Genomic DNA, 15,815 nt, shown 5'->3' on the forward strand with positions numbered 1-15,815 from the left:
GGCCAAATCGGACGTAATGGTAAAGACCGATCCGGATTCGGCCTCTTTGCCGGAGCGACGCTTCTCTTCCCGCATGATCGCGGCATCAGCGCCAATTCGGCGCCACCATTTTGCGCGACGGGCTACGCAACTTGCATGCGTCGTCCAGTCGCTGATAAGGCGCGCCTAGCTCGGATAAGGGGAAGCGGCCGGATGGCATCGGAGGAGGGGAAGGCGCTAGTGCTCGGGGAATTGAGCGCCGACGGCCAGACGCCCGCTCCGAAGGGCTCTGGACGACGCCTGCGCGGCGCGGTGGCGCATTATCTCGGCACCGCCATCGTCTCTGGCCAGATCGCGCCCGGCGAACGGCTGACCGGCGAAGTCGAGAATTCGGAGGCACTCGACGTGTCTCGCAGCGCTTATCGCGAGGCGGTACAGGTGCTCACCGCCAAGGGGCTGGTCGAAAGTCGCCCCAAGGCAGGGACGCGCGTGCTGCCGCGCAGCCGCTGGAACATGCTCGATCCCGTGGTTCTGGCCTGGGCATTCTCGGGCGAGCCCGATCCGGCTTTCGTCCGCGACCTTTTCGAGCTGCGCGCTATCGTCGAACCCTCGGCCGCGCGTCTCGCCGCGGAGCGTCGCGAAAAGGCTGATCTCAAGCTGATGAAGGACGCGTTGGCGAAGATGCGACGCTTCACGCTTGCGACCGAAGCAGGGCGCGCCGCCGATCGCGATTTCCACGACGCGCTGCTCCAGGCGACGCACAACAGCGCGCTGATCGCACTCAGCGCGAGCATCGGCGCGGCCGTGAACTGGACGACGCAGTTCAAGCAGCGCGCGCGCTCGCTGCCGCGCGACCCGCTTCCCGACCACGTCCGCGTCTTTGACGCGATCGCCGCAGGCGATGCCGATGCCGCCAGTGACGCCATGCGTGTCCTTGTCGACCTTGCGCTCGAGGACACCAACTCCTCGTTCTAGCGCCGCAAGGCCGCCTCGGCCCAGGTGACCGGATCGGGAAAGCGCGGCGCGCCCGGGGTCCTCGCTACCAGCTCGACCAGCTTGGCGCCCGCGACGTCCGCCGCGAGCGGCGCAGGCGCCTCGCCGAAGCGCATCGGGCGCGAGCGCGTGACGAGCCTGCCGTCGGCATAGACCTCGAAGGTGACCGGCTGGCTCCTGTCGCGCGCCGAATCGTCGACGCCGACCAGCGCGGTGAAGCGCCGATAGCCGGCATTGCGGACTTCCAGACGCGAATTGGCAAGCACGCCGATCCCGGTATCGAAGCGGCGGCCGGCGATGCCCAGCTGCTCGGAATAGGGCGTGCTGTCCGCCTGGGCGCCGCCCCAGCCTCCATAGCGTGGCCCCTCGCGCGTCACCCGCGTGCCCGCCCAGGGAAGGATGGCGCGGTGGACGAGCGGATCGACCTCGGGAGCGACGACGCCGTCGACCGCGGGGTTCACGCTGCCGGGCATTTCGGAAAGATAATGCCCGTCCGCGAGCAACCGGCTGCCCTTGACGCGGAACAGCAGCGTCTCGTGCGGTGCGAGCTTTAGCTCCTGGCGGTCGCGGAACCGCCTGGCCTCGCCGCTCCACAGGTCGGTGAGCGCGATGTCCGCATCGGCCGCGAATTTGAGATGGGCCGCGGTGAGCGTGGCCGAAACCGGCTCCGAGGTGCGATTGAGCACCGCGACGGCCTTTTCGCCGTTCGCGAGCGTCTTCACCAGAATGTCGACATCGTCGGAATCATAGGCGAGCACCGCCTGGTTTCCCGCGGGATCCTGATTGAGCGCGATCACTTCGGGCTTGCCGAGGATCGCCATCAGCTCGGGGGCAGCGGTGCGCAGGTCATAGCCGATGATCAGCGGTGCGTTGAGCATCGCCCAGAGGCTGAAGTGCGAGCGCGCCTCGGTGAGGTGGCGCGCGTCGAAGTCGCCGGCGCCGATGTAGAGCATGTCGGGATCGTTCCACGAGCCCGGATGCGCATAGAGCGGACGGCGGAGTGCCGTGTCCATGTTGTGGAGCATCCGCCCCCAGATCGGGAATATGTCCTCGCTGGTGCGCGACGTGCTCGCTATCTCGCGCGCCCACGAGCGCACGTCGGCTGCGCCCCAGAGGCACAGCGAGAAGATGAAGTCATTGTCCGGATTGGCGCGCTCGAGCGCGCGGGCGACCTGGGTGTAGAGCGCCTTGGTGCCCGCGATATTGGTCCGCCCGAGCGAGCCGCTGTCGACCAGCGGAGGAAGCGCGCGGAACTCGCCCGACACGACCTTGGGCGCGTCCGCCGGCAGGCCGCGGATGCCGCAGGCGTCGACCTTGATCAGGTCGAAGCCCCACTCGCCGAAATAGAGCCCGATATCCTGGTCGACATGGCCGTAGAGGCCGACCTCGCGCTCGGCGACGGTGCCACTCGGCAGGTTCGCCTTGTCGTCGCTGTGGATCTGGCCGCAGCTGTTCCGGCCGATGTCCGAGTAGATGCCGGCCTTGAGCCCCATCGCGTGGAGCTTGTCGGTCAGCGCGCGGAAGCTGGTCCGCCCGCCGGTCTGGCGCGCGGACGGGAATTTGTCGGTCCGGATCACCAGCCGCCCGTCGGCGTCGCGGCGCGCCCACCAGCCTTCGTCGATATTGATGTAGCGATAGCCCTTGGCCGCGAGGCCTGAGTCGACGATCGCTTCGGCGGATCCCAGGAGCTTCGCCTCGCTGATATCGAGCGCAAAGGCGTTCCAGCTGTTCCAGCCCATCGGCGGCAGCTGGGCGGCGCCGCCCGAATAGACGCTCCATTGGCCGGTCGGGGCCAGGGGATCGGACTGCGCGGCCGCGGGCGAGGCGAGTGCGAGGGACGAAGCCGCGAGCAGCGCGGCGAAGGCTGCGCGCTTCACTTGCGCGCCTCGAACACCAGGTTTTTCGCGAAGAACGGGATCACATGATCCTGGAAACGCGTCGCGACGTCGCTCGTATGATCGCCCGAATAGATCTCGAAGCTGTTGGCGATACCATAGCGATCGAGCGTTTCGTGGAGCTTGACCGCATCGCCCTTCAGGCCGTCGCGGTCGCCCACGTCGAGCCCGATTGCGCGATAGCGGCGCAGGTTGCCGACATATTGGTCGACGAAGGCGAGCGGGGCATTGGCTGCCCATTTCGCCAGCACCTGCGGCTGCACGACGCCGTCTTTGACCGGGAGGTCGAGGAAAAGTGGCGGGTTCTTGGGATTCGGCGACCAGGCGGCGGCGGTCGCGAGCTGTGCACGTTCGCCCCAGCCGAGCGTGGTCGCTTCCTCGATCGACTTGAGCTTCTCGAGCTTCGCGCCGGTTGCCGCGTCGAACTGGCCGGAATCGCGGGGCGAGAGGCAGCAGGGGCTCATCATGTAGATCGCGCCGAACACGTCGGCGTGCTTCATTCCGATGCGGGCAGTGCCATAGCCCCCCATCGAATGGCCCGCGAGGCCGCGGCTCTCGCGCTTCGGCAGGGTCCGGTAGTGCGCATCGATGTAGCGGACCAGATCGTCGGCGATGAAGGATTCGAAATCGCCGGTGGTCACCGAGCTCGAGTACATCGATCCGTTATGGACGGTCTTGCTGTCGGGGAAGACGATGATCATCTCCCGTCCGCTCCGGGCGAGGCCGCCTTCGGCGGTCTGGGGGACGTGGATCTCCGTGGTCCATTGCTTCGCGCCGATCGAATAGCCGTGGAGCGCGTAGACAACGGGATAGCGCTTGCGGGGGTTCTTCGCATAATCCGGCGGAAGCAGCACCAGCACGTCGCGATCCGCCGATTCCCCCTCGAGGTTGCCTTCGATCGTCGGGGCGTGGACCTTGATCCATTCCGTGGTGACCGGCCTTGCGCCCGGCACGGGCGGCGGCGCCTTCGTGGCGACCTGTGCGGCCGCAGGCAGCGCGGCGGCAAGCAGCGCCCACGACGCTGCGCGCAGCAAGCGTGCCGATTTGGTCATCATGCTCGAATCCTCCCCAGGGTCGCGGTCCTGCCCGCGATTTGGTTCATTTGTCGGTTTAATCGAGGGCGAGTCAACCGCCCAACATTGCTCGTCCAACGGAAATGCTCTCTGACGGTGGCGACGGCAGGGGTAGCGGATCGTTCCGCAGCGCTTTAGACTGGTCGGAGTAATAAAATATCCGAAGGGGGTATAATGACGCGTTTCGGCACGGCAGCGGGAGGACTCGCGTTCATCTTGGCGGCCCAAGGGATGGCGCCCGCGGCGCTGGCGCAGGGCGTCCGCGTCACCATTGACGGCGCCAAGCGCTCGGCGCCGGTCACGCGCCATGCCTATGGCATGTTCGTCGAGCCGATCGGCAGCCTGGTGGCGCGCATGCTCTGGGCCGAGATGCTCGACGACCGCAAATTCTATTATCCGGTCGTGGCGGAGGCCAAGGACGTCTCACCGCCGCCCAATGCGGAGGGGCGTCCCGGCATTTCCTATCGCAAATGGCGCCCGATCGGCGGCGACGATGCCGTCACGATGGACCCGCGCGATCCCTTCGTCGGCGCGCAGAGCCCGAGCGTATCGGTGGGTGCGGCGCCAAAGGGGCTGTCGCAATCAGGCATCGGCGTGGCGCGCGGGAAGCGGTATGCGGGCTCGCTCTGGCTTTCGGGCGACGCCGGCGCACGCGTCGAGGTCTCGCTGGTCTGGGGCGCAGGGGCAGGCGACCGCCAGACGATCGCCCTTCCGGCGCCCGGCGCAGGCTGGAAGCGCGTCGCGTTCGAATTTACCCCCGCGGCCGATTCGGCCGACGCCAAGCTGGAGATCACCGGCACGGGCCAGGGCCGGTTCCGCGTCGGAGCGGTGTCGCTGATGCCCGCCGACAATATCAACGGCTGGCGCGCCGACACGACCGCGATCGCGAAATCGCTCAATTCCGGCTTTTGGCGCCTGCCGGGCGGCAACTTCCTGTCCAACTGGGATTGGCACGGCGCGCTCGGCCCGCGCGACAAGCGCGCGCCGATGTTCGACCATGCCTGGAGCGCGATGCAGCCCAACGACATCGGCATGGACGAGTGGATGGACTTGACCCGGATTCTCGGCGTCGAGCCTTATGTGACGGTCAATGCCGGCCTCGGCGACGCCAATTCGGCAGCCGAGGAAGTCGAGTATCTGAACGGAGCGGCGACCAGCGAATGGGGCGCGAAGCGCGCCGCCAACGGCCATGCCCAGCCCTATGGGGTCAAGTTCTGGAACATCGGCAACGAGCCCTATGGCTGGTGGCAGATCGGCAAGACCAGCCTCGACTATTACATGATCAAGCACCGCGAGTTCGCCGAGCGGATGCGCGCCGTCGATCCGTCGATCACGCTGATCGCCTCGGGCGCGATGCCCGATCAGCTCAAGCCGCGCGACCTAAAGGAGAATGCTTCGCTCGAGAGCATCCAGCACAAGTTCGGTACCGAGGAGGACTGGACCGGCGGCTTCTTCGCCAAGGCAATGGGTACCTTCGACGGCATCAGCGAGCATTGGTACGATCGGCCCGAGGAGCGCCCCGGCGCACCCGCCGACGCCGAGCTGATCGAATATGCGCGCTCGCCCTCCAACCAGGTCCGCATGAAGGCCGAGGAGTGGAAGATCTACGCGCAGCGCTTCCCCGCGATCGGCGAGCGCAAGATCTTCCTGTCGATCGACGAATATGCCTATTTCGGCAAGCCGACGCTCAAGAACGCGCTCGCCTATTCGATGGTGATGCAGGAGATGCTGCGGCACACCGATTTCCTGAAGATGAGCGCCTTCACCACCGGCGCCTCGACGATGGACATCACCCCCACCGCATCGGTGCTCAACACGACGGGCATGGTCTTCAAGCTCTTCGGCGAGCACTTCGGAGCGGGCACGATTCCGCTCGGCGTCGACGGCAACGTGCCCCAGCCCGATCCGCACTACCCGGTCGGCTTCGACCATCCCAAGGTCAACGCCGGCAGCCCGACCTGGCCGCTCGACGTGATCGCGGGGCTGAGCGCCGACGGAAAGCGGCTGCGCATCGCCGTGACCAATGCGACCTACGAGCCGCAGCGCTTCGCGGTCGACCTGCGCAGCCTCAAGGTGCGGGGCAAGGGCGTGCGCTGGCTGCTGACCGGCAAGTCGGTGGACACCGAGAACAAGGTGGGCCAGCCCGCCGGCGTGACGATCGAGCAGGGCGCGGTGCCGGCGCTCGGCGGCGCGCTGACCGTCCCCCCGATCTCCACGGCGATATTCGAATACCCCGTGGCCGAATGAGCGGAGCCCCGCGCGGCGGATCGGCCGCCGCGCGGGGGCTGCCATTCCTGCCATGGCAGGACGAGCGGACGCCGGTCGAACCGCGTCCGCTCAAATGACGTTCGGCTTCAATCGGAGCCGGGGGCCGGCTCCTGCCATTGGAACACCGTGCCGTTGCGCCGGTCGGCGGCGGCGCCGGGCCAGTCGGCGGCATAGGGCTCGCCGGTGCCGGGATCGATGCCGACATAGCGGTTGGTGCGCAACGACAGCAGCATGAACTCGCCGCGCAGCAGGTCCTGCCATTGGAAGAGGCTGGCTGCGCTCTCCGCCGGCATCAGCCGCACGTCCGCCGACAGGCCTTCGCCCACCACTGTCAGGAACCCGCGCCCGTCGGCCGATTCGAGCGCGACGCGCCCCTGGCCGCGATCGTGGACGCGGAAGCGAATTCCGCCCTTCGCCGCCTCCTGCGATGCCGCGCCCGTGCCGTGCAGCATTCCGTGCGGACTGGCCCAGGCGAGCTCGCCATTGGCCAGGTTCCGTATCGTCACGACCTTGCCGAGCGGCAGGTTATGGCTGCGGTCGGCCAGCGGCTGGTCCAGCCGGAAGGAGTCGAAATCGGCGTAGCCGCCGGCGCGACCCTTCTCGTTGAAGGCGAACAGGGCGTAGCGCACGCCCTGGAAGGTCTTGAGCTGATAGGCGGTGCGGAGCTCCCCGCCGATCGACCTGAACGCCTTGCCGTCACTGCTCACGCTGAAGCGTGCGGTCTCGCGATCGAAGTCGCCGGCGACGCGCAACTGGAGGACCGGGCCGGCCAGCGGCTCCTCGAGCGTTTTGTCGGCCAGCTGGTCGTAGAAGCGCAGGCGGTACCCCGCACCGTCGCGCACCACGCCGAGCGTCGCGAACGGCACGTTGAGCAGCGCAAGGCCCGCATAGTCGCCGTCCTTGAGTCCGCGGGCGTCGATCTGCACGGTCGCGACCGATTCGGGCCAGACCGCGCGCTGGGTCAGGCTGTTCCGCGCCAGCAGGAAATGCGGGGCGGGAAGGGTCCCCAGCCGCAGATAGCCGCGCCGCGCACGGAGCGACCATCTGCTGTCGTCCGGCACGTGGTTCCATTGCCAAATGGGCTGGAGCTTGGGCCCCGAGAAGTCGTCGCTGTGCTGCCAGGTCGGGGCCGGCTTCTGATCCGCGCCCGTCGCCGGCTTGAGCCAGGTCACCGGGCTGCGTCCGAGGTTGCCTGGCAGCCCGAAATAGGGCCAGCCGTCCTTCCAGGTGACCGGCGACAGATAGGTCGTGCGACCCATCGACTTTCGGTCCATCATCGACCAGCCCCACCAGTCGCCATTGGGCAGCTCGACGATGCCCCCCTGGTGCAGCGGCACCGCGCCGGCGAAATCGGGCGTCGGCGGCCCCGCGATCGCGAGCTTCGCGCCGGGGCCGGGCAGCGCCTTGCCGAGCCCGTTGTCGGTGAGCCACGCGCCGCGCTGCTGCCCCATGGTCTCGCGCGCGCTGATCGTCACCGTTTCATAGGGACCCTCCGGTCGGTCGGCGCGTGCCGCGGTCATGCGGCCGACCGGGGAGTAGTTGGCGCTGATGATGTAGTAGCGGCCGTCGATCTTGTAGAAGTGATGGCCCTCGCCCATCGCGTTGCCGGCGGGGATGATCGTCCGCTCGCTGCCTTCGATGAAGCCGCTCAGATCGGGCTTCAACTCGCTCAGCTTGACTTCGTCATAGCCGTGCACCGCGTAAATCCGGCCGTCGTCGTCGAACAGCACCGATACGTCGTGCGCCGGCCCGGGCAGCGAGCGATGCGTCCACGGCCCCGCCGGATTGGTGGCGCTGAAGATCTGCAGCCCGCGGTGGTTGATGTTCGAGAAGATGTAGAAGGTGCCGTTGTGATAGCGGATGGCCGGCGCCCAGATGCCCTGGCCATAGGTCTCCTTGCCGCCCTCCAGCCGATAGTCGGGACCCAGGTCGAGCCGGTCGAAGACATAGCCGAGCAGCCGCCAGTTCACGAGGTCCTTGGAATGCAGCACCGGAAGGCCCGGCATGACGTGCATCGTCGTGCCGGTCATATAATAATCGTCGCCGACGCGGATCACGTCCGGGTCCGAAAACTCCTCGGCGAACAAGGGATTGGTGAAGGTCCCGTTGCCGTTGTCGGGCGCCCAGCTCGTTTGCGGCGTCTGCGCGGCGGCCTGCGATGCGAGGCAGAGCGACGAGGCGGCGAGCGGCACCAGCGCCAGGGCCGCATAGTTACGGAATCGGATCTTCCCCTCCTGCTATTCGATCGGGATTGCGGCGCGAACTGCAGCCCGGCCCTGGAACGCCCCTTCTCTCATCGAATTTGTCCGAGTAAAAAATGGTCGAGTCAATCGGTAATCGGGCGCGAGCCGAGCCCGATCGCGCGGTCGACTCTTGGGAAAAACCGATTAGGCCCTCAGGAAGGACTCCGTCGAATTGGGAGCGAGCGGGATCGAGATGCGGGACTTTCAAAAGGTGCGTGAATGGCACAATCTCGACCGCGCGCGCTTTCGCTCCGAAATCGCGCCGCTGAGGAAACCCGCCGTGCTGCGCGGCGTCGCGGCCGATTGGCCCGCGGTCCGCGCGGGGCGTGAATCGCCCGAGGCGCTCTGCGACTATCTGCGGACCTTCGACATCGGCAGGCCCACGCCCACCTTCCTCGGGCCGCCCCAGATCAAGGGCAAGTTCTGGTACCGCGAGGACATGCGGGGCTTCAATTATCAGCAGCGCATGGCGCCGCCGGCCGAGCTTCTCGCCGCGCTGCTGGCGATGAAGGACGAGGCCGAACCCGCCACCTTCTATGCCGGCGCGATACCCGTCTGCGAGAATTTCCCCGAGTTCTCGCGCGACAATGCCACCGACATCGTCGGCGACGGTGCCGTCGCGCGGCTGTGGATCGGCAACCGGGCGACCGTCTCGACGCACTTCGACATGTCGGAGAATGTCGCGGTCGTCGTCGGCGGGCGCCGCCGCTTCACGCTTTTCCCGCCCGAGCAGGTCCGCAACCTCTATGTCGGTCCGTTCGATTTCACTTTCGCCGGGCCGCCGGTCAGCATGGTCGACCTGCGCGAACCCGATCTCGAGCGATATCCGCGCTTCGCCGAGGCGCTCGAGACCGCCGAAACCGCCGATCTGGAGCCGGGGGACGCGATCTTCATCCCCTATATGTGGTGGCACCATGTCGAGGCGCTCGATCCGGTCAACGTGCTCGCCAATTACTGGTGGGATCTCATCGACAAGCCGTGGCAGGGCTCTCCCTTCAAGGCGCTCGCGCACGCGATCATGACCGTGCGCGACCTTCCGGCGCACGAGCGCCAGATCTGGCGCGCCTGGTTCGATCACTATGTCTTCGGCGCGGGCCATGACGCCGTCGCGCATCTGCCGCCGCAGGGCCGCGGCGCGCTGGGCGAGATGACGCCGGAGACGGCCAGGAACGTGAAGGCCTATCTGGTGGACGAGCTCAAGCGATAGGCGCGCGACGGGCGCCTAGGCCTGCGAGCGGCAATGCCGGTCGATGAACTCCTGGTGCGACGGCATGCGCGCGGCGCAGGTGCGCATCACCGCGGCGATCCTTTCCATGCGATCTTCCAGCTCGGCGTCGGGCAGGATGTCCGCGATCGGATGATGGCGTTGCGGCGCCACGCGCTGCCCGTGCAGCACGGCGAGCCAGCTCGGCTCGGTGAACAGCTCGTTGTCGTGGCGGTAAAGCCGGGCGTTCTCCTTGAAGATCGCGATCCGGTCCGCCAGCGTCTGCGGGATGTCCATCGTCCGGCAATAGTTCCAGTACGGACTGTCGTCGCGCTCGGTCGCCTTGTAGTGGAGGACGATGAAGTCGCGGATCTGCTCCCATTCCAGCCGCGTCCGACGATTGTAGTAATCGATGTCGTGCTGGTTGAACTTCTTGTCGGGGAAGTTGGTCATCAGCCGCGCGATCGCCGACTGCCCGAGATGGATCGAGGTCGATTCGAGCGGCTCGAGAAAGCCTGACGCCAGCCCCAGCGAGACGACGTTCTTGTTCCACGGCTTCCTGCGGATCCCGGCCTTGAAGCGCAGGAAATTGGGCTCCGAGATCGGCTCGCCCAGGATATCGGCGTTGAGGCTCTCCAGCGCTTGCTCGTCGCTGATGTGCTCGGAGCAATAGACATGGCCGTTGCCGGTGCGCGACTGCAGCGGGATGTGCCATTGCCACCCGGAGGACTTGGCGGTCGCGCGAGTGAAGGGGACCGGGTCTGCGATCCTGGTGGAAGCGCGCGCCACTGCGCGGTCGTTGGGAAGCCAGGCGCTCCAGTCGTCGAAGCCGGATTTCAGCGTCTGCTCGATGAGCAGCCCGCGAAACCCCGAGCAGTCGATGAACAGGTCGCCCGGCACGATCTCGCCGCTTTCGAGCGTCACGCTTTCGACGAAGCCGCTCTCGCCATGCTGCTGCACGCTGATGACCTTGCCCTCGGTCCGCACGACGCGATGGGCTTCGGCGAATTGGCGCAGGTAGCGGGCATAGAGCGCGGCATCGAACTGGAACGCATAGGTGATCGCGCTCAGCGGCGAATTGACCTTGGTGGGGTCGGGGCGCTGGAATTTTCCGGCGCGCGCGGCGAGCGTGGCAAGGCAATAGTCGTCCAGCGGCCGCGCCGTCGCCGCTTTGGCGTGGCGCAGCCAGAAATGATGGAAGTGCAGGCCCTCCATCTCCTGGCCATAGGTGCCGAAGGGATGGATGTAGCGATCGCCGATCCGTCCCCAGTTCACGAACTCGATGCCGAGCTTGAAGGTCGCCGAGGTCTTGCGGACGAAGTCGTCCTCGTCGAGCCCCAGCAGCCGGTTGAAATAGAGGATGTGGGGGATCGTCGCTTCGCCGACTCCGACCGTGCCGATCGCATCGGATTCGATCACGCGGATCCGGATCTCGTCGTCGTGCAGCAGCTTGGACATGGCGGCCGCCGCCATCCAGCCCGATGTGCCCCCGCCCACGATGACGATGTTCCGGATCTTCAGGTCTTGCATGTCCGCGGGCTCCGTGGGCGATCGATCAGGCGACGGGCGCGGGGCAATAGCGCGCGATGAACTCTGCGTGGGTCGGCATCCGCTCGGCCGCGCCCTCCATCCCCGCGTTCATCGTCGCGAGGCTGTGCAGCACCTCGTCGGCGGGCAGGGTGGCGACGATCGGATCGTGGGATTTGGGGATGATTCCCTGGCCGATGAGCACCGCCACCCAGCTCGAGGGGGTGAACAGCTCCTCATCGTAGCGGAAGATCCGCCCGGCCTCGCGAAACAGCTCGATCCGGTGCTGCAGGCTGTCGGGGATGTCCATCGTCCGGCAATGGTTCCAGAAGGGCGTGTCGTCGCGCCCGGTCGCCGCATAATGGAGGATGACGAAATCGCGCACCTGCTCGAATTCGGTGCGCATGTGCTTGTTGTACTCGGTCCGCACGATCTCGGGCAGGGTCGCGTCGGGGAAGAGCGATATGAAGCGGCTGATCCCTTCCTGGATCAGATAGATCGAGGTCGATTCGAGCGGCTCGAGGAACCCCGCCGAAAGGCCGATGGCGATGCAGTTCTTGGTCCAGAATTCCTCGCGGCATCCGGTGGTGAACCGGATCATCCGCGGGGACGCGGTCGCTTCGCCGTCGAGCCCGTCGAGCAGCATCGCAGTGGCTTCGTCGTCGCTGATGAAGCCGCTGCAATAGATATGGCCGTTGCCGGTGCGCTGCTGGGTCGGAATGCGCCATTGCCATCCCGCCGTCTTCGCGGTCGATCGCGTGTAGGGAGTCAGCGGCCCTGAATGCGCGCTGGGGACGGCGAGGGCGGTGTCGCAGGGAAGCCAGTGGCTCCAGTCGACGAACCCGACGCCCAGCGCCTGCTCGGTCAGCAATGCCCGGAAGCCGGTGCAGTCGAAGAAGAACTCCCCGCCCAAGGTCTCGCCATTGTCGAGCTTCAGGCCGGTGATGAAGCCCGTCTCGGGTGCCTGCAGCACCGCCTCGATCCTGCCCTCGATCCGCCGCACGCCGCGCGCCTCGGCATAGTTGCGCAGGAAGCGCGCATAGAGTGCCGCGTCGAAATGATAGGCGTGGCGCAGATGCGACAGCACCGAGCGCGGATTGGGGTCGGGCAGGGCGAACCGGTTCCGCTTCGCGGCGACTGCGTTCAGGCTATAGTCCTCGATCGGGCGATCATTGCCCGCGGCGCGGCTGCGCAGCCAATATTGGTGGAAGTCGATGCCGCGCATGTCGACGCCATGCTGGCCGAACGGATGCACATAGCGCGTGCCCTTGCCCCCCCAGTCGATGAATTCGATGCCGTATTTGAAGGTCGCCTGGGTGGCCTTCATGAACTCGTCTTCGCGCACGCCCAGGAAGCGGTTGTAGTTGACGATGTCGAGCACGGTCGCCTCGCCGACGCCGATCGTGCCGATCTGGTCGGACTCGACCAGCGTGACCGACACGTCCTTGGGCTCGAGCAGACTCGAAAGCGCCGCGGCGGTCATCCATCCGGCCGACCCGCCCCCGACGATGACGATCTCCTTCAGGATCGGCTGCATCGCTCAGCGTCGATTCTGGAGCAGATATTGTTTCAGCTGCGCCATGTAATCGGCGTGGCTCGGCAGCGTATCGACCAGCTTCGCGATCTCGCTCTTCATGTTCGCGAGATACTGCCGGACGCGATCCGCCGGCGCGCGATCGGCGGAGCGGTCGTATCGGCTCGGATGGCGGCCCATCCCGCAATGCAGGATCGTCCAGTCCTCCATCTGGAACGGCTCGAGGTCATAGGCGACGAGCAGCCCGCGGTCCTCGAACAGGTCGAGCTTGCGGGCGAGCTTCTCGGGAACGGGCTCGGCGCGCGCGGCTTGCCAATAGGGCGTGTCGGGAAGACCGTCGGTTTCGAACAGCGCGCGCGAGAAGAGCGCGCAATGCTCGTGATCCTCGGCGGAGCGGCGATTGTACTCGCGGCGCTCCACCGTCATGTCGCTCGAAAAGGGGATCAGCGAAAGCAGGCGCTCGATGTCGCGCTCGAGCAGCATCAGCGGCGCCGGCGTCAGCGGCTCGACGACACCGGCCGCCTGGCCGATCGCGACGCAATTGCCCGACCATGCCTCGTCGCGCCGGCCCAGCACCGCCTCGCCGGTTCGCTCGGGCTCCGCGCCGTGCGCCGACAGCGCCTCGGCCTCGGACGCCGGATCGTACACGGTCAGCTGCGCGGTGCAGCCGCGAAGCGGCGTTTCCGAACGCCATCCATAGGCTTCCGGCGTCACCTCGCGAACCGGCGGGCCGAGCCGGGCCGCGGGTTTCCGCGTCATCGCGGCACGCAGGCGGCGCCCCCCGGTGAAGGCCGAACCGAGGCTGGACAGCAGCGACGCATCGGGGCCGGTGCAATCGATGAACAGGTCGGCTTCGAGCGACTGGCCGCCCGCCAGGCGAATCGCCGCGATGCCCTGGTCGCCGCGTACGACTTCCTCCAGCGCGCCGCGTACCCGATGCACGCGCGCGTCGTCGGTGCTCGACTGGAAGAGCCGCGCATAGGTGGCCGGATCGAACTGATAGCCATATTCCGCGCGGCTGAGCAGTTGCTCGGTCTGGCCCGGTCGCTGCGGCGGGTGCGCGAATACGCCCTTCCGCGCCGCCATGGCCGACACGAGATAGGGCTCGAGCTCCGTCTCGCCTTGTTGCGCGAGATAGTGGTGGAACAGCACCCCGTCGATCACCGGCAGCGACAAGTGGAAGCACTGGATCCAGGATCGGCTTCCGCCCGCCCAGCGCGAATAGCGGGTTCCCCAGGAAAAGGCGGCGTCGCCTTCGACAACCAGCCTGGGCTCCTGCAATCCGGTGGTCAGGTTGAACGCATAGGCGGAGGGTGCCGAGACGCTGCCGTAGAACAGATCGGTGCCCGCGCTGTCGCCGACGTCGGCCAGCGTGATTCGGATCGCGGGCGGCAGTTGCGCCGCCATCGCGCAGGCCGTCATCTGGGCCGCCAGCCCGGTGCCGCAGATGACGACGTGCTCGATCGCCGCGGCCGATTCGCTTGGCGTGGTCATCGCGTTCCCCCTACCGCGCGCCGGCCGCAAGCGCGGCGGTGCCCGAAGCGGCTCCGATCTGCGCGATGAAGGCAGCATGTTCGGGCGTGTTGCGGACCGCCGTGGCGACGTCGCGGCGAATCGCCGCAGCGTTCGCGACCAGCGCCTCCTCGGGCACGGCATCGACTCGCCGGTCGTAACCCCGCGGCTGCAGGTTCTGCCCGAGCATCACCGCGATCCAGCTTGGCGGCAGGAACAGGCCGAACTCATATTTGATGATATGGCCTCGCGTGGTCCAGGCGGTGATCTTCTCCTGCAGGCTATCGGGCAATTCCATGCTGCGGAAGTGCCGCCACATCTCGCTGTCGTCGCGCTGCGTCGCGACATAGTGCAGGAGCAGGAAGTCGCGCACCCGCTCGAAATGCAGGCTCATGCGGCGGTTGTACTCGTCGATGTCCGAGCGGCGGAAGCTCTTGTCGGGGAAGAGCGTGATCAGTTCGGTGATGCCGTCCTGGATGAGGTGGATCGACGTCGATTCGAGCGGCTCGAGGAAGCCCGCCGAAAGGCCGATGGCCACGACGTTCTTGTTCCAGAAGGAACGGCGGCGGCCCGTCGTGAAGTAGAGCCTGCGGGGGTCGGCCAGCACGGGGCCTTCGAGATTGTCGAGCAGTTGTTGCTGGGCTTCGTCGTCGGAGATGAAGTCGCTGCAATAGACCTGACCGTTGCCGACGCGGTGCTGCAGCGGGATGCGCCACTGCCAGCCCCCGGTCCGCGCGGTGGCGCGCGTGTAGGGCGTGAGCGGGCCGCGGGTCTCGCACGGCACCGCGACCGCGCGGTTGCAAGGGAGCCATTTGCTCCAGTCGTCATAGCCCGAGTGGAGCGCCTGTTCGATGAGCAGGCCGCGAAAGCCCGAGCAGTCGATGAACAGGTCGGCGCCCACGACTTCGCCCGAATCGAGCGTCACCGATTCGACGAAGCCCGTTTCGGAATCGAGCTTGCTGCCGATGATCTTTCCCTCGGTCCGGACGACGCCATTGGCCTCCGAATAGCGCCGGAGGAAGCGCGCGTAGAGCGAGGCGTCGAACTGATAGGCGTAGCCGAAGGTCGATTCGATGCTGGTGAGGTCGGGGGAGGGGTGGCGGAAGCGATCGTTCTCGGCGGCGATGATCGGGAACGAATATTCGTCGAGCCGCGAGGTGTCGCCCAGCGTCTTCAGCCTCAGCCAGAACTGGTAGAAGGGGATCTCGTTCACGGTCGGGCCGAAGTCGCCGAACGGATGGATGTAGCGGTCGCCGATCCGCCCCCAGTCGCAGAACTCGATGCCCAGCTTGAAGGTCGCCTCGGTCGCCTTCATCAACTCCTGCTCACTGATGTTGAGCGTGTTGTTGAATGCCCGAATATGCGGCAACGTCGCCTCACCGACACCGACGGTCCCGATTTCTTCGGACTCGATAAGCCGAATTGAGATCGGCAACCCCTTGAGTTTGTTGGATAGTGCCGCGGCGGTCATCCAGCCCGCCGTTCCGCCTCCGATCACCGTAACGCGGCTGATAGCGACACCGCGGTTTCCGTCCTCGCCGCGCAGCGCCTCCTTTACCACATCGCCCCCTCTCCCGTTTCGCGCTG

At 66.8% G+C, this 15,815-nt stretch carries 10 protein-coding genes; 3 read left to right on the top strand and 7 right to left on the bottom strand.

Features of this window, described 5'->3' with window-relative positions:
* Nucleotides 1–219: 219 nt before the first annotated feature.
* Nucleotides 220–954, top strand: a complete 735-nt coding sequence (locus J7500_RS16700; RefSeq protein WP_294063114.1) for a FadR/GntR family transcriptional regulator — start codon at nt 220–222, stop codon at nt 952–954.
* Here J7500_RS16700 and J7500_RS16705 read toward each other — a convergent pair.
* On the bottom strand, nt 951–2,849 hold the full coding sequence (locus tag J7500_RS16705; RefSeq protein ID WP_294063115.1) for an NPCBM/NEW2 domain-containing protein: 1,899 nt from the start codon (nt 2,847–2,849) through the stop codon (nt 951–953). The two genes, J7500_RS16700 and J7500_RS16705, sit on opposite strands and share 4 nt — an antisense overlap.
* The gene (locus J7500_RS16710; protein ID WP_294063116.1) at nt 2,846–3,922 is read right to left on the bottom strand and encodes an alpha/beta hydrolase-fold protein; all 1,077 of its coding nucleotides are present in this window, start codon (nt 3,920–3,922) and stop codon (nt 2,846–2,848) included. The genes J7500_RS16705 and J7500_RS16710 overlap by 4 nt, the downstream gene beginning before the upstream one ends.
* 192 nt (nt 3,923–4,114) lie before the next feature.
* On the opposite strand from J7500_RS16710, the gene J7500_RS16715 reads away from it, so the two are divergent.
* A complete protein-coding gene (locus tag J7500_RS16715) occupies nt 4,115–6,187 on the top strand; it encodes an alpha-L-arabinofuranosidase C-terminal domain-containing protein (RefSeq protein ID WP_294063117.1) in 2,073 nt (690 codons plus the stop codon).
* A 107-nt stretch (nt 6,188–6,294) separates the two neighbouring features.
* Here the strand turns inward: J7500_RS16715 and J7500_RS16720 are convergent, their stop codons facing one another.
* Nucleotides 6,295–8,400 carry a glycoside hydrolase 43 family protein gene (locus J7500_RS16720; RefSeq protein WP_294063118.1) on the bottom strand — a complete coding sequence of 702 codons (2,106 nt, stop codon included), beginning with the start codon at nt 8,398–8,400 and terminating at the stop codon, nt 6,295–6,297.
* Between the two features lie 244 nt (nt 8,401–8,644).
* Here J7500_RS16720 and J7500_RS16725 point away from each other — a divergent pair, with 244 nt between their 5' ends.
* Nucleotides 8,645–9,658: a cupin-like domain-containing protein gene (locus tag J7500_RS16725; protein WP_294063119.1), complete on the top strand. Its 1,014-nt coding sequence runs from the start codon at nt 8,645–8,647 to the stop codon at nt 9,656–9,658.
* Nucleotides 9,659–9,673: 15 nt separating this feature from the next.
* Here the strand turns inward: J7500_RS16725 and J7500_RS16730 are convergent, their stop codons facing one another.
* From J7500_RS16730 to J7500_RS16745, 4 genes are read right to left on the bottom strand one after another with little or no spacing between them, the layout of a single operon-like run.
* Complete coding sequence (locus tag J7500_RS16730) at nt 9,674–11,185, bottom strand: tryptophan halogenase family protein (RefSeq protein ID WP_294063120.1); 1,512 nt, start codon at nt 11,183–11,185, stop codon at nt 9,674–9,676.
* A gap of 25 nt (nt 11,186–11,210) precedes the next feature.
* Nucleotides 11,211–12,719, bottom strand: coding sequence for a tryptophan halogenase family protein (locus J7500_RS16735; protein WP_294063121.1), 1,509 nt, complete (start codon nt 12,717–12,719; stop codon nt 11,211–11,213).
* Between the two features lie 3 nt (nt 12,720–12,722).
* On the bottom strand, nt 12,723–14,210 hold the full coding sequence (locus J7500_RS16740) for a tryptophan 7-halogenase (protein ID WP_294063122.1): 1,488 nt from the start codon (nt 14,208–14,210) through the stop codon (nt 12,723–12,725).
* 10 nt (nt 14,211–14,220) lie between these two features.
* A complete protein-coding gene (locus J7500_RS16745; protein ID WP_294063123.1) occupies nt 14,221–15,789 on the bottom strand; it encodes a tryptophan halogenase family protein in 1,569 nt (522 codons plus the stop codon).
* Nucleotides 15,790–15,815: the final 26 nt, after the last annotated feature.

The organism is Sphingomonas sp. (assembly GCF_017744835.1).
Lineage (GTDB): Bacteria > Pseudomonadota > Alphaproteobacteria > Sphingomonadales > Sphingomonadaceae > Sphingomonas.